This window comes from Streptomyces resistomycificus (genome assembly GCF_001514265.1).
Lineage (GTDB): Bacteria > Actinomycetota > Actinomycetes > Streptomycetales > Streptomycetaceae > Streptomyces > Streptomyces resistomycificus.
Genome location: NZ_KQ949010.1, coordinates 1 through 17,830 on the forward strand (window position 1 = coordinate 1; position 17,830 = coordinate 17,830).

12 protein-coding genes and 1 other RNA gene are annotated in these 17,830 nt (G+C 70.7%); 5 read left to right on the top strand and 8 right to left on the bottom strand.

Annotated elements, in window-relative coordinates; all coding sequences use genetic code 11:
• Both AQJ84_RS39735 and AQJ84_RS39740 read left to right on the top strand, forming a co-directional pair.
• Positions 1-1,186 (top strand): proprotein convertase P-domain-containing protein (locus tag AQJ84_RS39735; protein ID WP_211276886.1); only part of this gene is annotated, 1,186 nt, incomplete at its 5' end.
• 411 nt (positions 1,187-1,597) lie between these two features.
• Complete coding sequence (locus tag AQJ84_RS39740; RefSeq protein ID WP_157875002.1) at positions 1,598-2,317, top strand: hypothetical protein; 720 nt, start codon at positions 1,598-1,600, stop codon at positions 2,315-2,317.
• A 69-nt stretch (positions 2,318-2,386) separates the two neighbouring features.
• Here the strand turns inward: AQJ84_RS39740 and AQJ84_RS39745 are convergent, their stop codons facing one another.
• The 4 genes from AQJ84_RS39745 to AQJ84_RS39760 form a co-directional block, all read right to left on the bottom strand.
• Positions 2,387-3,595 carry an acyltransferase family protein gene (locus tag AQJ84_RS39745; protein WP_053192547.1) on the bottom strand — a complete coding sequence of 403 codons (1,209 nt, stop codon included), beginning with the start codon at positions 3,593-3,595 and terminating at the stop codon, positions 2,387-2,389.
• Positions 3,592-5,787: a glycosyltransferase gene (locus AQJ84_RS39750; RefSeq protein ID WP_053192549.1), complete on the bottom strand. Its 2,196-nt coding sequence runs from the start codon at positions 5,785-5,787 to the stop codon at positions 3,592-3,594. Before AQJ84_RS39750 ends, AQJ84_RS39745 begins: the two co-directional genes overlap by 4 nt.
• A complete protein-coding gene (locus AQJ84_RS39755) occupies positions 5,787-6,710 on the bottom strand; it encodes a hypothetical protein (RefSeq protein ID WP_128092398.1) in 924 nt (307 codons plus the stop codon). Before AQJ84_RS39755 ends, AQJ84_RS39750 begins: the two co-directional genes overlap by 1 nt.
• 225 nt (positions 6,711-6,935) lie before the next feature.
• Positions 6,936-7,910: a LysR family transcriptional regulator gene (locus AQJ84_RS39760; protein ID WP_030045393.1), complete on the bottom strand. Its 975-nt coding sequence runs from the start codon at positions 7,908-7,910 to the stop codon at positions 6,936-6,938.
• 117 nt (positions 7,911-8,027) lie between these two features.
• On the opposite strand from AQJ84_RS39760, the gene AQJ84_RS39765 reads away from it, so the two are divergent.
• From AQJ84_RS39765 to AQJ84_RS39770, 3 genes are read left to right on the top strand one after another with little or no spacing between them, the layout of a single operon-like run.
• On the top strand, positions 8,028-9,449 hold the full coding sequence (locus AQJ84_RS39765) for an MFS transporter (RefSeq protein ID WP_225889289.1): 1,422 nt from the start codon (positions 8,028-8,030) through the stop codon (positions 9,447-9,449).
• Between the two features lie 12 nt (positions 9,450-9,461).
• Positions 9,462-9,596 (top strand): hypothetical protein, encoded by a 135-nt coding sequence (locus tag AQJ84_RS44880; protein ID WP_259294363.1) that lies wholly within the window; start codon positions 9,462-9,464, stop codon positions 9,594-9,596.
• Positions 9,596-10,600 carry a LacI family DNA-binding transcriptional regulator gene (locus AQJ84_RS39770; RefSeq protein ID WP_053192551.1) on the top strand — a complete coding sequence of 335 codons (1,005 nt, stop codon included), beginning with the start codon at positions 9,596-9,598 and terminating at the stop codon, positions 10,598-10,600. The genes AQJ84_RS44880 and AQJ84_RS39770 overlap by 1 nt, the downstream gene beginning before the upstream one ends.
• Positions 10,601-10,692: 92 nt before the next feature.
• Here the strand turns inward: AQJ84_RS39770 and AQJ84_RS39775 are convergent, their stop codons facing one another.
• The 4 genes from AQJ84_RS39775 to smpB all read right to left on the bottom strand — a co-directional run bounded on the left by AQJ84_RS39775 (position 10,693) and on the right by smpB (position 17,827).
• On the bottom strand, positions 10,693-11,295 hold the full coding sequence (locus AQJ84_RS39775) for a contact-dependent growth inhibition system immunity protein (protein ID WP_030045388.1): 603 nt from the start codon (positions 11,293-11,295) through the stop codon (positions 10,693-10,695).
• Between the two features lie 14 nt (positions 11,296-11,309).
• Positions 11,310-15,995: a ricin-type beta-trefoil lectin domain protein gene (locus tag AQJ84_RS39780; protein ID WP_445585622.1), complete on the bottom strand. Its 4,686-nt coding sequence runs from the start codon at positions 15,993-15,995 to the stop codon at positions 11,310-11,312.
• Between the two features lie 752 nt (positions 15,996-16,747).
• Positions 16,748-17,136: a transfer-messenger RNA gene (gene ssrA / locus AQJ84_RS39785) on the bottom strand.
• 145 nt (positions 17,137-17,281) lie between these two features.
• Entirely contained in the window at positions 17,282-17,827 is a 546-nt protein-coding gene (gene smpB, locus AQJ84_RS39790; protein ID WP_037804829.1) for an SsrA-binding protein SmpB, read from the bottom strand.
• Between the last annotated feature and the right edge of the window lie 3 nt (positions 17,828-17,830).

Consider the following 17,830-nt stretch of genomic DNA (forward strand, 5'->3'; position numbering starts at 1 on the left):
CCCGGACAAAGGCATCGCGGACCTGGAGTCGCTGCTGAAGACGACCGGGACGACCGTCACCGAAGCGGATGTCAGCATTCCCCGCATCGACCTCGGCGAGGCGGTCGGAGCGACGGAGCCCGACCCGGAGCCGGAGCCCGACCCGGCCGCCAGGCCCCTGCCGTCCACGATCATCAACGACACGGACCTCGTCGTTCCCGACCCCGGGACCGTGGAGTCGCCGATCACGGTCAGCGGCTTCTCGGGCAACGCCCCCGGGGCGCTCCAGGTCTCGGTGAACCTCGCGCACGACTGGCTCGGCGAGGTGAAGATCGACCTGGTCGCCCCGGACGGCAAGGCGTACGCCCTCAAGGCGCCGAACGGGACGGACCCGGGCGGCACGCTCAGCAAGACCTACACGGTCGCCGCGGGCGCCTCCCCGGCCAACGGCACCTGGAAGCTCCGGGTCCAGGACAGGTCCGCGGGCGCGGAAGGCACCCTCGACAACTGGTCGCTGACGTTCCCCTCACACCAGAACCAGGCCGACCACACCATCCCGGACGCCGGTTCTGCGGAGTCCCCGATCACGGTCGGCGGCCTCACCGGCTCCGCCCCGAAGACACTGCAGGTCTACGTGGACGCCACACACGACTGGCTCGGCGACCTGGAGATCAGCCTGGTCGCCCCGGACGGCAGGACGTACCCGCTGAAGTCCACGTCCGAGACGGAGGAGGGCGGCACCCTCCAGAAGCTCTACACCGTCGACGCCGGCGCCTCGCCGGCGGGCGGCACCTGGAAGCTGCGCACCGAGGACGCCTCCGAGGGCGCCACCGGCACCCTCAACGGCTGGTCGCTGACGTTCCCCACCTCGTACGAGAACCAGACCGACCACACCGTCCCCGACCCCGGTTTCGTGGAGTCGCCCATCACGGTCAGCGGGCTCACCGGCTCCGCCTCGGCGGCGACGCGGGTGTACGTGGACGCCACGCACGACTGGCTCGGCGACCTGGAGATCAGCCTGGTCGCCCCGGACGGCAGGACGTACCCGCTGAAGTCCACGTCCGAGACGGAGGAGGGCGGCACGATTCAGCGCCTCTTCACCGCGGACGCCGGCGCCTCGCCGGCGGGCGGCACCTGGAAGCTGCGCGCCGAGGACGCCTCCGAGGGCGCCACCGGCACCATCAACGGGTGGTCGCTGGCCTTCTGACCCCTCTTCACCGCACGACAGACGCCCGGCCGGGGCTTCCCGGCCGGGCGTTCTCGTGTGTTCGGCCACCGAATTCCACCGGAGCACTTCGACACTTTCGGACATCTCGACGGGGCGATGCTCAAATCAAGCTCAGATAGCTCAGGCAATGCTCAAGTCAAGCTCAAATAAAGCAACAAAGACTCCCCAGGATCCACCATTTATGTAAAGATCATGTCTGCGCGGGAAACGCCGAAAGGGGAAAGGCGGGAACCGCGTGTAGGGGGGCGCAGATATTGCTTACCGCAATGTCTCCACTTTGTACGCTGCGCGCTTTCCCTGCTGTCTTTATTCGATTCGTGTTTAATCCACGTAGCGGAGGCAGTAGAAATGCGTAACACCGTGAAGATGACCCGTAAGAGCCTTGTCAGCATGGCTGCCGTCACGGCGGCGGCGCTGGCCATGGCGGCCGTCCCGGCGACGGCGTCCGCGGACGACACCGCCACCACTCCCGAGGGCTACGAGCAGTACCTCGTGACCCAGGTGGAGCTGGGCGACTCGGACGCCCAGCAGACCCTGGACGAGTACCAGACGCTGTCCGACAGCGAGAAGGAACAGTTCGTCACCTACCTGGACGACCCTGAGCGCGGCCAGGAGCTCGGAGACTTCCTCTCGGACGCCACCGACGTCGACTCCATCAACGAGGAGGCGTACGAGACCGAGCTGAGAAAGGAGACCGAGGGCGGCGACGTGGTCCTGGAGGCGACGAGCGGCATCGAGGAGGTCGAGACCGCCCCCACGACCGACGAGGAGCTCTCCGACCCGTCGGCGCGGTACTACGACCGGAGCGCCTGGTACAGCGTCAGCGACAAGATCATGGGCGTGACGGTCACGACCGTGAAGATCGGTGTCAACTACCGGACGACCTCTTCCCGCGTCACCAAGGTCTACAGCGGGTGGGCCTCGCACAAGAACCGCGTGCCGTTCCTCGAGTACTCCCACGGGATCGTCAGCAAGTGGATCTCCGCGAACCCGGGGAACAACGCCCACGCCGAGACGATCTGGCAGGGCGAGTGGAAGGGCATCGCCTGGGACGGCCGCCAGCGCATCTGGGCCGACCAGGACGGCTTCAAGGGCGGCTACCTCAAGTAGCCCCCGCGCCGGCCGCACCGAGCGGGAACGCACGGTGCGGCCGGCACCGCCGGTTCGGCGGCCGCCGTCCTACCGCTGCCGCGCCGCCCTCTTCTTCGCGCCGTTCGGCCACAACCGTGGCTTCCTTCTCGCCGCCAGGTCCTCGATCCATCCCACGCCGAGGATCGCCAGCCCGATCAGCGGCCAGACCAGGACGAACGTCCACAGCGCGTACGTGGAGTCCAGCGCGGCCTCCACGGTGGCGCTCTGCAGGAACGGAAGCTCGTACAGCAGGTCCAGGATCGGGAACGTGGCCATGATCAGCAGGTTGTGCCACAGGTAGATCGTGATCGCGCGGTTGTTGGACAGGGTCACCAGCCTGTCCCATCCGGCCAGTCGCCCCGGCAGCTCCCGCCACGACGGTGAGTACTGCAGCAGGATGACCACGAAACCGAAGGACCAGGTCGCCTGGGCCAGCGGGATGTCGTTCAGGTCCCAGCCGTTCGGGCCCTGATGGCCCGCCGCCCACCACAGGGCGAACGCCATCAGCAGCGTCGAGCAGGAGACGGCCAGGTAGCGCGGGACCTGCCGCAGCAGGCCCTCGTGGTGGGCGAACCCCAGGACCCAGCAGCCGCCGTAGACCGCGAAGTCGCCGACGGCGTTGCCGGTTTCGCCCGGGACGGCGACAAGTCCCGTACCCACCAGGGCCGTCAGCCCCAGCGGAGCCAGCAGGGTCGGCCATGGCGCCCGGCGGAACGCCCACAGCAGCAGCGGAGAGGTGATGACGAACCACAGGTACGCCCGCAGGTACCACAGGGGTCCCGCCGCCTGCTCCGCCCACGTGTCCTCCAGCAGGCCCGAGGGGGAGCCGATGTGCGCCGGATAGGGCGGTGCGCCGATCGGGACGACATAGCCGATCAGCTCGACCAGTCCCTGGACGCCGCCGTGGTCCGGGTCCCTCGACGGGCTCCACTCGCCGACGAACAGCAGCGTCAGCACCACCGCGCCGAACGCCCACAGCGGTGGCAGCAGTCTCCTGATCCTGCCCCTGACGACCCCCCACGCCGGCCGGTTCAGCGAACGGGCCATCAGCGAGCCCGCCAGCGCGAACATCACTCCCATGGACGGGAACAGGACCGTCAGCCAGGCCCAGCCGAACAGGTGGTACGCGACCACGCGGACCAGGGCGATCGAGCGCAGCAGGTCCAGGTAGCGGTCGCGGCCCGCCGGCGCGGGCGGCGCGGACGGCTCCTGCTGCCGCGGAATGTCGTACGTCGACTGCGTGTGTTCCTGCGTCACCCCACCGGCCTCCGCTCGTCGTCGCTGCTCGCCCGCTGCCGCGGCACCGGACCGCCGGGCGCCTCGACGACCCCGGTGCGCCGCAGTTTCTGCCAGCGCAGGCGGCCGCCGGTCAGGGCCGTGATCCAGGACTGGAGCAGGACGACGTACATGAGCTGGCGGTAGAGGATCTGCTGCAGGGGCAGCGAGATCAGGTGCGTCATGCGTTCCCCATCGAGACGGAAGGCGTACGCGGCGCAGACCGCCTGGATCGCGAGGACACCCAGCCAGGCCATGATCGTCTTCTGGGTGGGGCCGAAGACCAGGCCGTAGATCAGGAAGACGTCGATCAGGGGGGCCAGCAGCGGCGCCACGACCATGAACAGGGAGACCAGGGGCAGGCCGACCCGGCCGAAGCGGCCCGACGGGCCCCGGTCCAGAAGTGCCCCGCGGTGCTTCCAGATCGCCTGCATGGTGCCGTACGACCAGCGGTAGCGCTGCGACCACAGCTGCTGGACCGTCTCCGGGGCCTCCGTCCAGGCCCGCGCCTTCTCCGCGTACACCACCCGCCAGCCGTCGCGGTGCATCGCCATCGTGATGTCGGTGTCCTCGGCGAGCGTGTCCTCGCTCATGCCGCCGACCCGTTCGAGGGCGGACCTGCGGAACGCTCCCACCGCGCCGGGGATCGTCGGCATGCAGCGCAGCATGTCGTACATCCGACGGTCCAGGTTGAAGCCCATCACGTACTCGATGTGCTGCCAGGCGCCGATCAGCGAGTCCCGGTTGCCGACCTTGGCGTTGCCGGCCACCGCGCCGACCCCGGGGTCGCCGAAGGGCTGCACGAGCTCGCCGACGGTCGACGGTTCGAAGACCGTGTCGCCGTCCATCATCACGATGATGTCGTGACTGGCGTTCGCCAGACCGCGGTTGAGGGCGGCCGGCTTGCCCGCGTTCAGCTGGCGTACCACCCGCACGTTCGGCAGGTTCATGGCCTCGACGATCCTCGCCGTGCCGTCGCTCGAACCGTCGTCGACGACGAGGACCTCGATCGGGTGCTCGCTCGCCATCAGCGACCGCACCGTGTTCTCGATGCACTTGGCCTCGTTGTACGCCGGGACCAGCACCGTCACCGGTTCGGTGACCGGCGGCCCCCAGCGGAAGTCGCGGCGGCGCACCCTGCGGGCGTGGACGCCGGACAGGAGGAGCATCAGCAGGAAGCGGCTGATGACGAGGAAGCCGATGACCGCGAGGCCGACCACCAGCACGGCGGTGATGTTGTCCGAGGCGGTGACCAGGAAGACCCAGGCCCTGCCCTTCCACAGGTCGATTCCGGTGACCGGGGTGTGCGCGCCGACGGCGCCGAGGGCCTCGGTCAGGGTGTCGAACTCGTAGCCCCGGGCCTGGAGTTTGGGCAGGAGCCTGTCCAGGGCCTGCACGGTCTGGTGGCGGTCGCCGCCGGAGTCGTGCATCAGGACGATCGCGCCGCGGCCGTCTTCGGGTGTGGAGTTGCGCATGATCTGCTCGACACCGGGCTTGCGCCAGTCCTCGCTGTCGGTGTCGTTGACGACCGTGATGTAGCCGCGGCTGCCGATGTACTTGGTGACCGGCCAGGTCCTGTTGTCCAGGGCGGACGCGGACGAGGAGTACGGCGGGCGGAACAACGCGGTGCGGATGCCGACCGCACCGGTGATCGCGAGCTGGCTCTGGGACAGCTCCCAGTCGATGCGCTTCTTCGACTGGAGGGAGAGGTCGGGGTGGTTGAAGGTGTGCAGGCCGACCTCGTGGCCCTCCGCGACGATGCGCCGCACCAGGTCCGGGTAGCGCGAGGCCATGGTGCCGGTGACGAAGAAGACCGCGTGCGCGTCGTGCTTCTTGAGCACGTCCAGGACCTTCGGGGTCCACTCCGGGTCGGGGCCGTCGTCGAAGGTGAGGACGAGTCGGTGGTCCCTCAGGCTCAGGCTCTGGCTGCGGCCGCCACGGGTGTCGATGACCGGTCCGCCCTCGAGGATCCGGTCCGGCACCCGGTCGGAGGCGACGGGCGCCTGGACGCGGTGGTCGGCGAGGACCTCGCTGTGCACGTACCCCCGCAGCATCAGCATCGCCATCAGTGCGACGAGAGCGAGCAGGGGCAGCAGCAGGCGCATGGGAAGGGAGCGGCGAAAGCCGCCCAGGACTCCGGTCGCGGCCCGGGACCGGCGGGTGCGGGTTGCCATCAGACAGCGCTCTCCATGGGCTGTGCGCTGGAGGCGACGGGCGTGGGGTCGCTTCCGCCGTCGGCCACCGTTTCGGTGCCGCCGCCGGTGGTTCCACCGTCACCGGTCGGCGATTCGGTCGGGGTGGGCGTCGGCGTGGTGGTGGCCGGCGGGTCGGGCGGGCTGCTCGTCGGCGGGTCCGTGGGAACCACGGGGGGCGGGGTGGGGCCGATTCCCGGGCCCGGGGTCGCCTTGGTCGCCGTCGGCTTCGGGGCGGCCGAGGTGGCCGGGATCTTGGCGGGCACCGAGGCGCCGGGCGCGGTGGGCCTGGCGCCCGGCAACGGCGTCGTACCGTCGCTGAAGGTCGGCGCGATGCCGGGCGGGATCCTGCCGGCGTCGACGGGCTCGGCCGGGTCCGCGGGCAGGGGCGAGTTCTCGACCTGGTCGGCCTCCTTGCCGTCCCCCTGGCCCGGCACGGGCAGCCACGGTGCGTGGGAGTTGCCGGAGAGCAGGGTCGCGACGATGACCACCGCGTAGATCGCGCAGGCGGCACCGGCGGACATGCCGATCCGTCGGTATCTGCGGCTTCGGCGGCCGGACTCGTCGACGAAGACCGGGCCGTCGGAGCCGTCCGGCGCGCCGCCGGCCCGGCCGTCGGCGTGCAGGGCGTCCCCGTCGAGCTGGACGGTCACCTCGCGCGGGTCGTGGGCGTTCTCCCACGGGTCGCTGAGCGCCGGGCTCTCCGCGCGAACCTCCGGCTCCTGCGGTACTTGCGGCTTTTGGGGCTCCTGGGACTCCTGGGGCTCCAGTGCCGACGCGAGGGCCTCCGCCTGTCCCGTCTCCGGGAAGGCCTGGGTTCGGCCCCCCGCCGTGATGCCCCTCGTCTCGGAGGCCGCTTCCGGCCATTCCGGCTGGGCGTCCTGCTGCCATGTGTTCTCGCGCACGTGCATCCCCCCACGGGAACGTTCCGGGTGCGCACACGACTCCGAGCACTCGTCGATCGAACCGAGCCCCCACCCGGTTCGAGCGCCCCCTCAGCCACACTGTGCTCGGGTCACGAAAGGTAGTGCCTCCGCGGGGCATGCGGTGACCACATGTCAAACATGGACATTTATCATCGAACTCGGCCCAGAACAACGTGTGTTCGTGGGCTATGCGGCGCCTATATGTCAATTGCGGACATTAATCATCGTGATGTCCGCTTGTGGAACCCACGCCCCCGCAGGCCTCCGCAGCCATCCCTCCGCCGCCGAGAGCTCGGCCGCCGCTCGGCGCAGAGCGTCGATCCCGGGGTGCGTGTGCCCCTTCCGCCACACCAACGACACGGGGGACAGCGGAACGGGGTCGATCAGCGGGCGCAGCACCGTCTTCGGCATGGCCGGAAAGTCCACCACCGCGAGGATGGGGTTGCGCGTCTTCGCCATGACCCGCTGGAACTCCTCCTCCCCGACGGCCAGCGGAGCGGGCGGAGCGACCTCGATACCACGCCCCTCGAACAGCCGGCGGGCGAGGTCCGTCCACTCCGGTGTACGCGGGTTGCCGGCCCCCGCGTACACCCGCTCACCGGCGAGTGCGGCGAGCGGCACCGCCTCCAGTGCCGCCAGCGGGTGGTCCTCGGGCAGGACGACCGCCATCGGCTCGTGGCGCACCGCCTGTTGGTCGAGACCGGAGCGCAACGCCGGGTCGAGGCCGGCGAACCGTCCGAAGGAGGCGTCCAGGCGGCCGGCGAGCAGTTCGGCCGCGGCATGGGTCAGACCGCTCTCGTAGCGGGCCATCAGCTCCAGCTCGGGGGCGAGTTCGCGGGCCCGGAGCAGGACCCGGCGGCCGGTGGCCAGGCCCGGCGAGTTGAGGTCCACCAGCAGGGGCCGGGCCTGCCCGAAGGCGGCGAGCAGTTCGTCCTGGGCGTCGAGCGCCCGGCGTGCGTACGGCACCAGGCGTTCGCCGTCCGCCGTCAGCGTCACCTGCCGGGTGGTCCGGACGAACAGCTCGGCCCCGAGGTCCCGCTCCAGTCGCCGCACGTCCCGGCTGAGTGCCTGCTGGGCGACGTAGAGCCGGGCGGCGGCGCGGGTGAAGTGCAGCTCCTCGGCGACGGCGAGGAAGGCGCGCAGGAGCCGGGGGTCGAGATGGTGACCGGTGGCGGGCATCCGGTGAACTTACAACGGGGGCGCGTGAATCGGTACGGGGTATTCACACCGCCGGTGCGTCAATCGCCGCGGAGAAGGTGTTGGACCCCTTGATCAGCCTCGGGCGACCGTGGACCCATGCCGCAACCCACCCCCAAAACGCCATCTCTGTACACGGTGGTCGGCGACAACCTGGTCATCGTCGACCTCAACCCCCGCTCCGGCAACCGCCCGCCCGGCCCCTACCGCAGGCTGTTCGCTGTCCCGGGCGCCCGCGCCTTCACCGCCGGCAACCTGCTGGCCCGCATACCGATGGGCATGTTCAGCGTGAGCGCGGTCGTCATGATCGCCGGCACCCGGGACTCATACGCCCTGGCCGGCGCCGTCACCGCTACGGGGCTGGCGGCGACCGCCGTGGTCGCCCCCTGGGTCGCACGGCTCGTCGACCGGTACGGACAGGCCCGGATCGCCGTGCCCGCCACGCTGCTCGCGGCCCTGGGTTCGCTCTCGCTGGTGCTGTGCGTGCACCACGGGGCGCCCGCCTGGACGCTCTTCGCCTCCTACGCCGCCACCGCCACGACACCCAACCTGGGCGGCATGTCCCGGGCCCGCTGGGCCCATCTGCTGAAGGGCGACGACGAGGGACTGCACACCGCCGTCTCCTTCGAGCAGGCCGTCGACGAGCTCTGCTTCATGCTGGGTCCGGTGCTCGCGGCCTTCCTGTGCGGGGTGTTCTTCCCGGAGGCGGGCACGCTGACGGGCGTGCTGCTGCTGGTGACGGGCATGCTGCTGTTCGCCACCCAGCGCTCCACCGAGCCCCCGGTCACCGGGCGGACCACGGCGCGGGCCGAGACTCCGCTCCGGGCACCCGGCATGCCCCCGCTGCTCGCCGCGTGCCTGGCCATGGGTGTGATGTTCGGGGCGATGGAGGTCGTCACGATCGCCTACGCCGACGCCCAGGGGCACCCTGCGGCGGCGGGCCCGGTGCTCGGTCTCCAGGCGGCCGGCTCGTTCGTGGCGGGCCTGCTGTACGGGGCGGTGCGGCCGGCCGGGCCGGCGGCGGACCGCTACCCGTGGTGTCTCGCCGCCATGACCGCGCTGATGACGCTGCCGCTGCTCGCCGCCACCCTCACCGGCTCGCTGCTCGTCCTGGCGGGCGCGCTGCTGCTCGCCGGGATGGCGACGGCCCCGACGATGGTCACCGGCATGACCCTGGTCCAGGAACGCACACCCGAGGGACGTATCAACGAGGGCATGACCCTCGCGGTGACCGGCCTGCTCGGCGGGATCGCCGGCGGCAGCGCCCTCGGCGGCTGGCTGGCGGAGCACGCCTCGGCCGCCGCGGGGTTCGGCGTACCGGTCACGGCGGCGGCGGTCGCCCTGATGATCACGCTGGCCCGGCCCGGCGGCAGGGGGCTGACAGGCCAGGCCACCATGCCGACCCGTCGAACCGCTTCTCTGATTCCGACGCACCCCATTGACGCCCTCACAGCGGACCCATACCTTCCACCGTCGAAGCGCTTCGACGAGTCACGCATCGATCCGGGTGCGGTCGAGTGAGGAAACCCCCACATGAAGTTCACGGACGGCTACCGGCTGTTGGGCGAGGGCGTCCCCGCGGGCCATCCCGCCGAGGTACTCGGCTTCCTGAGCGTGCTGGTGCGGGCGCCGGCCGGAACCGGGGTCCTGACCCTGGAGTGTGCCTGATGGCGAAGATCACGGATGTGGCGCGGCGCGCGGGGGTCTCCCCGAGCACCGTCTCCTACGCGCTCAGCGGCAAACGCCCGATCTCCGACGCGACCCGGCGCCGGGTGCGGGAGGCCGTCCGCGAGCTGGGCTACCGGCCGCACGCGGGCGCCCGCTCCCTGGCCGGCAGCAGGTCGAAGGTGCTGGCCCTGGTGGCGCCGTTACGGGCCGGCGTCCATGTGCCGGTGGTGACGCAGTTCGCGGTGTCGGTGGTGACGACGGCCCGGCGGCACGACCACGACGTGCTGCTGATGACCCAGGAGGAGGGCGAGGAGGGGCTGCGCCGGGTGGCGGACACGGCGCTGGCGGACGCGCTGATCGTGATGGACGTCCAACTGCACGATTCCCGGCTGCCGTTGCTGCGAAGGCTGGCCGACCCGTCGGTGCTGATCGGCCTCCCCGCCTCCCCCGAGGGTCTGACCTGCGTCGACCTCGACTTCAAGGCGGCCGGCGAGGCGTGCGTGGAGCATCTGGCGCGGCTCGGGCACCGGGTGGTGGCGCTGGTCGGGTCGCCGCCCGAGGTGTACGTCCGGCAGACCGCGTTCGCCCAACGCGTCGTCCAGGGCTTCACGGCCGCCGCCGACCGGGGCGGGTTGGTGTCGGCGGTCCACCCTTGCGAGCCGACACCGGCGGCGGCTCGCCGGGGGGCGGAGCGGCTCCTGCGGGAGCAGCCGGCGCTGACGGGTGTGGTCGTCCACAACGAGGCGGTCCTGCGACCGCTGATAAACGCCTTCGAACAGCTCGGGCTGCGAGTCCCCGACGACCTGTCGGTCACGGCGATCTGCCCGGACGAGCCGGCCGAGGCCCTCGGGATCACCTCCGTCACCCTGCCGTCCGCCGAGGTGGGCGCGCGGGCGGTGGAGCTCCTGATGGAGAAGCTGGGCGGCGGGGTCGTACCGGAGGCGACCCTGCTGCGGCCGGGGCTGACCCTGCGAGCGAGCACGTCGCCACGGGCGACGGCATGAGAAGTCGCCACGGGCGACGGCATGAGAAGTCGCCACGGGCGACGGCATGAGAAGGGGCCCGCACTCGGTGAGTGCGGGCCCCGGTCTCGCGGTCAGGGCGACTCCACCAGGAACCGGACGCTGTCCACCACGAACTCGCCGTAGTGGAGGGCCGACCCGATGGTCTCCAGCCTCCGATACCGGCCTGGGGACAGCGTCGCGCCGGGGGCGTTCACCACGGCCCTCAGCAGCACGCGGAACGCGAGTTCCGGAGTGCAGCCGCGGGCGCAGTCCACGAGCGCCTCGCGCACGTCGGCGGCCAGGAACTCCGCCGTCTCGATCTCGGCGACGACCGCGTCCTGCTGGGACCAGCCGTCCTCGGTGTCGGCGCCGGTGAGGGGACGGACGTCCGCTTCTGTGGACAGTCTGGCGTCACACAGGCCGGCGACCGTCCGCGTCCACTCGGCTCCCGTGGTGCGCACGAAGCCCGGCATGTACTGCGCGCCTGCGGTCCACAGCACCTCGAGCGTCTCCGAGGGCAGGGCCTCGGCCAGGGTCCCGGCGTCCCGGCGGACCGCCAGGACCTCCTCGCAGCTCTCCTCCGCCAGGTGCTTGGTTACGACGTCGGCAGCCGTGGGCCCGTCGTGACTCCAGTCCTGGTGGAAGAAGCTCATCACCCACGGCACGCCGAAACTGAACTCGGTGAAGCGCTGCACCGCGTGTCTCCTCCCTACTTCGGGTAGCACGTCTGCACGTAGTAGCCCCGAGGATGTCTCGGCTCCCCCGGCTTCCGCACCACCCTCACCAGCTTGATGTAGTAGCCGTTGCCCGCCTTGGTCGGAGTCCTTCTGTCCGCGTAGTACACCGTGCCCAGGGATTTGTCCTTCGGCCCGACGAACCCCGACCAGTCCAGCTCGCTCTTGGAACCCCTCATCCAGGTGGTGATCATGCCCGCCTTGTCGTTCAGGGCGGCGTCGACGACGGCCTGGGCCGTTTTCTGGTCCTCGAAAACGCTGTTCGGCGTGTCCCGGCCGTTGTTCTTGCGCGTCTTTTCGATGGCCTTGTCCTCGGCCGTCGTCCGGTTGGGCCGCACGTGGTCCGAGAGCGTGTGCGCCTGGCCGGGGAACGACCTCTCGTCGAGCGCGACGTCGTTGCAGTTGTGGACCAGGACCGGGGTGCTGCCCGCTACGGCGTAGAACGTGTGCAGGCCGGACACGGTCAGGTCGTACACCGTCCGGGGCTTCGGCTCGGTCCGGTCACGCAGGGCGGCCACGGTGCGCAGGGCACCGTCCGGCATGCGCAGCCGGTCGCCGGTGCGCAGGTCCGAGGCGAGAGTCCAGCCGCGGTCGACCACGAAGAGCTGGTGACCGGGTGTACTCGTGAGACGTCCTCCGTCCGCAAGGGTGATGTCCAGCAGATCCGTGGAGGGGTGGGAGAAGGTACGCGTGACCGGCTCGCCCCGGGTGGTTCCGGCGTCGGGGTCGGTGGCCAGCAGCAGGTCGCCCGGGCGCACGTCCCGGATCGGCTTGCGGCTGCCGTCGGCGAGGACCACTTCGGTTCCGCCGGGGAAGCTGTTGACCTTGCACGCCGTCCGCGCGTCCTCGAACGCGTCCACCGTCTTTTCGATGTCGGCCAGGGTCTCCGGGTCGACGTCCAGCTTCTTGAGCTCCTTCAGCGCGTCGGCGACACCGTCCCCGCGGCGCAGGGCGGCGTTCAGGGCCCGGATCGCGTCGGCGATCAGGTCGTAGGTCTTGCCCGGGATGAAGTTGGACGCTGCCCAGGCGCAGTCGCCGTAGCTGCCCCCGTCATCGGCGCTGGTCATCTTGTGGTAGCAGCCGGTGAAGTCACTGATGAGTGACTCGAAGAGGCCCTTCCACAGCTCCTTGGTCGCGTCCCAGGACGACAGCTTGACCGTCTTGGACAGGCCCGGGAACGTCTTCGTGGTGAGGAAGAACGTGTCCTCGGCGGGGCAGCCGGACTCGGTGGCGGGCACGTCCGGGTTGGCGCACAGGTAGTAGCTGACGACCGCGTCGAACTTCACCTTGTAGACCAGGTCGCACGGAAGGCGCGAGCAGTCGTCGGGCAGCCGCTGCGGGTCGCCCCGCTGCTTGAGGTCGTCGATGACGGAGAAGACCCCGCCGACCCCGGTGCCCGCACCCGTCTGTACCTGCTTGTTCGCGTCCTCGCGGCCGGCCTGGTCGGCCGCCTGCTGTGCCGAGTCCGCGTGCTTCTTGGCGTCCTTCGCCGCCTCTTCGGCCGCGGTGGCCTCGATGTCGGCCCGGTCGGCCGCCGCGCGGGCGTCCTTCGCCGCCTGCTCGGCCTCCGACGCCGCCGTGCGGGCGGCCTCCGCGTCCAGGGCCGCCTGGTCGGCGGAGGCGCGGGCGTCGGCCGCGTAGCCCTCGGCCCGGCCTGCGGCCTTGTCGGCGGCGGCCGCGTCCTCGGTGGCCTGGCGGTTGTACTCGATGGTGCGGGCGAGCGACTTCTGCGCGTCCGCCGCGTACTTGGCCGCCTCGGCGGCGTAACCCATCGCCTCCTTGGCCGACTTGCGGGCGTCGGCCGCGAATCCGGCGGCCTCGGCGGCCAGCGTGTACGCGGCCTTCGCGTCACCGGTCGCCGCGTTCGCGAGGCTCTGTGCCTGCGTGGCGTTCTTCTGCGCGTTGGCCGCGTGCGCCTCGGCCACGGCCTGCTGCTGCTCGGCGATCGTCTTCGACGACTGTCCGGTCAGGACGACGAGTCCGGCCGCGGAGTCGGTGGTGACGTACGGAGAGCCGAGCTGGATCGCGTCGTTCGCCGGAGCGGCGACCTGGCGCGCCGAGTTGCCGGCGTCCTCCGACGCCTGCGCGGTGACGTACGCGTGACCGGCGGCGTCCGCCGCTCCCGCGACGGCCTTGACCGCTTCGGCCTTGGAGGCGTCGGCCTGCTTCTTCGCGTCGGCCGCGTTCTTCTCCGCCTTGTCGGCCAGCTCGTCCGCGGTCTTCGCCGCGGCGGCCGCGTCCTTGGACGCCTTGATCGCGTCCGCTGCGGCGCTCGTCGCGGTCTTCACCGCGGCGTCCGACTTCAGCTTCGCGGCCTGGGCAGCGTCAGCGTGGGAACGGGCGCGTTTGGCCGCCGCCTCCGCCCGCGTCGCCGCCGCGTCGGCGTCGGCCGCGGCCTGGGTCGCCAGGTCCGCCTCGGCGCGGGCCGACGTCGCCGCCGACTCGGCCTCACCGGCGGCCGTGTCCGCCGCGTCGGCCGCAGCCCGGGACTCCTTGGCGTCGGCGTCCGACGCGTGGGCCTCGGCGTAGGCGTCCTTGGCGTTGGCCTTGGCGCGGGCGGCGTTCGACTTGCTCTCGGCGTCCCACGCCTCGTCGCGCTTGCCCTTCGCCCGGTCCCGGGCGGCCTCGGCGTCCTGGCGCTTGGTCCGGGCGGTGGACTCGGCGGTCTCCGCCCGGCCCTTTGCCTCGGTGGCGGTCTTCGCGTGGCCCTGGGCGTTCTCCTTGTGCTGGGCGGCCTCGGCCTGCTTCTGCGCGGCGGTCGCCTTCTCCGCCTTCGCGGTGGCCTCCTCCGCCTCCGCCTTGAGCCGCTCGGCGTGGGCGGTGGCGGCCGCCGCCTTCGCGTCCGCCTCCGCCTTCACCGTCTCGGCGAGCTTGGCCTTGGCGGTGTCGCGGGCGGTCTTGGCGTTCTGGGCCTGCACGGCGGCCGCGTCGGCGGCGGCCTTGGCCTGGGCCCTGGCCTCGTTGGCGGCGGCCGTACGGAAGGCCGCCTTGGACGCGGCGGCCTGCGTCACCGCGCGGGCGGCGATGGTGGCGCTGTCGCCGACGGAGGCGCGGGTGGCCGCGTAGGCGGTGTCACCGGCCTTCGTCATGGCCTCCAGAGCGGCGGCGGACGCCTTCGTGACCTGTGCCTTCTGCTGCCCGACCAGCAGGCCCCGGCCCCGGGGAGCACCGGCCTTGTCGGCGGTCGCGTAGGCGGCCTGCGTGGCGGTGTCCGTGGTGGTGGCGGCCGTCTTCGCCGCGGTGGCCTGGGCCTTGAGCAGGTCGAGCTGCTTCTTCGCCGCGGCCTGGGCGTCCGCGACGCCCTTCTTGGCCTTGTCGAACTGGGCCTTCGTCGGGTAGTCGAGGGCGTCCGTGCCGTTGTGGCCGGAGGGCGTGATGTCGAACTTCTGCGGGTCGGTGCCCTTGCAGTCCCACATCCGCGCGTCGCGGCCGTTGGCGTAGGTCGCGAGGTCGAGACAGTTGGCGGTGCCCGGGTTGTACAGGCGCGTGGTCGCGTGGGTGTTGTACTCCCACTTCTGGGCGGCGCTCTTGTTGCACGTCCAGAGCTGCAACAGCGTGCCGTTCACCGTGTCGTTGCTCTTCACGTCAAGGCACTTGCCGGAGTTGACGTTGACCAGCGCGTCGCCGCGGATCGACCACTTCTGGCCGGGGCCACCGTTGCAGGTGTAGATCTGCACCGGTGTGCCGTTGTCCTTCTTGGCGCCGCCCGCTTCGAGGCACTTGTCGGCGGCACCGTGCGCGTGGATGACCATCGGGCTGTCACCGATCCAGCCGGGGCCGCCGGCGGACCAGTAGTCCTGCCAGCGGGCCAGCCGGTCGGCGATCCACGAGTAACCCAGCATCTCGCCCAGCGCCTTGGAGCCGGTCGCGAGGGCCTTGGTGGCACCGACGTTGGCACCGAGGATCTGGTTGCGCTGGGTGGCCTGGGAGGAGACCTCCTGCTGCCACTCGGCGGACGCGTCGGCGACCTGCTTGCCGAGGACCTTGTTCGGGTCGACCGGCCCGCGCCAGGCGCAGGAGGCGAACCGGGACTTCAGGTCCTCGACGGCGATGCGGTGTTCGACGCTGCCCGGCTCGGGCGCGGTGCGCGGGAAGCCACCGGAGCCCAGGAAGACCCGGGCGTTGTCCGCGCCCGTCGGCTCCAGGGACCAGTTCACCAGGCTGTCCCACGCCTGGTGTTCGGCAAACGCCCGCTGCCAGTCGGGGCCGGGGAGCGACGGGTCGGGGTCGCTGCCGTAGAGCGGGGTGCCGAGGTCCTTGACCGCCTTGAGGGTGGCCTCGTCGGCGAGCGGGGTCGGGTCCTCGTAGAAGTCCTCCTCGGCCTTCCAGAACCGGTCCGAGACCCACTTGCTCAGGCCGGTCTGCTCGAAGAAGCCGGGGCCCGTCCCGGTGGTGCCCGGCGGCCAGTGGAAGCCGGTCTCGGTGAACCCGGCCGGGGTGCTCAGGCCGTCGAGCGGCTTCTTCCACGCCTCGGTGTACGCGTCGAGTGCCGCCCCTTCCTTGGAGGCGGCGGCCCTGTCCGTCTCGAACGCCTTCCCCAGCGGGGTGTCCTTCCAGCGCTCACGGTCGGCCGCGGTGTGCAGCTTGTCCGGGGTCTGGTTGAGCGCGTCCTGCGCGGTGGTGAACATGGCCGGGCCGCCCATGCGCAGCACGTCGGCCATCAGGCACTGGTCCTGCCGGAGCTGGTCGGCGGCCTTGGCGTCGAAGCCGTCGTAACTGTCGGCCACCAGGCCGGCGTTGAGCTCTCGGTCGCCCGTGAGATCCGGATGTTCGGCGACGGTGGCGAGCACCGCGAGCGCGAGTACCGGCGGGATCAGTCGCGAGAAGCCTCTCGCCTGGCGTTTCACGGGCGCGAACGGCCCTGGTCTGGAACGCAAAAGAGCATCCGTTCTTCATGGGGAGGGCGGGCAGCACGGCCCGTCCGAAGACGTGGAGGCGCCATGAGGCGGACAGGAACGCGTACGGCGACAAGCCCACGGCAGGAGCCGAGGGCGTCAGCCCGTACGGTGCGAAGGCCTCAGGCGGGCAGCGGAGCGTGCGAGCTCGGTCGAGCGTGCCTGGGCAGCCGGAATCGCGGCATGACGATGAACCCTCCCCGTAGCGACGGTGTCCCCCCGGTCGCTGGTTGACGTGCGCGGCAGTGGAGTGGTCAGCCCCGCCTGCGAACGCGATCGAAACGGTAGTCAACTTGTGCGTCAGATGTGAAGGGAGTTTTCACAGTCGTTTCGCAAACGTAGTGAAGCGCGACCGGGCCTGCCCGGATCCTGCCCGGGATCCTGATCGGACCTGTCCGGATCGGTCTGGATCGGTCCGAGGGCGCGAGGAGGGTGGGGTCGGCCGGGCATGACAAAGGCCCCGCCGCTCGGAAGCGACGGGGCCTGTGCCCACATGGGGTACCCGCACGAGTGCGGGCGAGTGGAGATGGCGGGAATCGAACCCGCGTCCACCGGTGCAGAATCAGGGCTTCTCCGTGTGCAGTTCGCTGCGATTTTCTCGGCCCCGGCGATCACGCGAACAAGTCGCCGACGGGCCCAGTCACTGTTTGATTTCCCATCGGGCCCCGTGACCGGGCTCGATGGTTTAGTTCCCTAGATTATGCCAGGATCCGGGTCGGGAACACTCCCGGGCTGACACCCATTAAGGGTCCTTCACTCACTGCTTATTAGGCAGCGAGGGCGAAGGACTGGGAATCGCTCTTGGTATTGGCGATTATTTTTTGCGACATATGGTTTACGAGATCATTGCCGCTTCCTCGACACGCTTCCCCTGCTTCGACAGCCGCTGTCGAAACCGATCATCCCCATGTTGTTTTTTCAATTCCTCCGAGGAGGACCCGCACCCGCTGTGGAGTGCGGATGCCATCGTACGTGACCAACGCACGTCGATGCCAGCCTATTCCCGGCGACCCACGGCCGACGGTCCGGCGCGGAGGGCCGGGGCGGGCCGCCTACGCGCCCCGCTGCCTCCGCTTGGCCGCGGCGATCGCGCGGTCCGTCTCCCGGCGGTCCTGCTTCTCGCGCAGGGTCTGGCGCTTGTCGTACTCCTTCTTGCCGCGCGCCAGCGCGATCTCGGCCTTCGCCCGGCCGTCCCTGAAGTACAGGGCGAGGGGCACGATCGTGTGACCCGTCTCCTCGGACTTCGCCGCCAGCTTGTCGATCTCCTCGCGGTGCAGGAGCAGCTTGCGCTTGCGGCGCACGGAGTGGTTGGTCCAGGTGCCCTGGAAGTACTCGGGGATGTGGGCGGCGTGCAGCCACGCCTCGTTCCCCTCGATCTGGACGAAGCCGTCGGTGAGCGAGGCCCGCCCCTGACGCAGCGATTTCACCTCGGTGCCGGTGAGCACCAGACCGGCCTCGTAGACGTCGATGATCGCGTAGTCGTGCCGGGCCTTCTTGTTCTGCGCGACGATCTTGCGCTTGCCGTCCTTGGCCTTGTCCTCGGCCGGCTTGCCCTGCTTCGGCTGGGACTCTTTCGGTACGTACATTCCCTTGCTCATAGT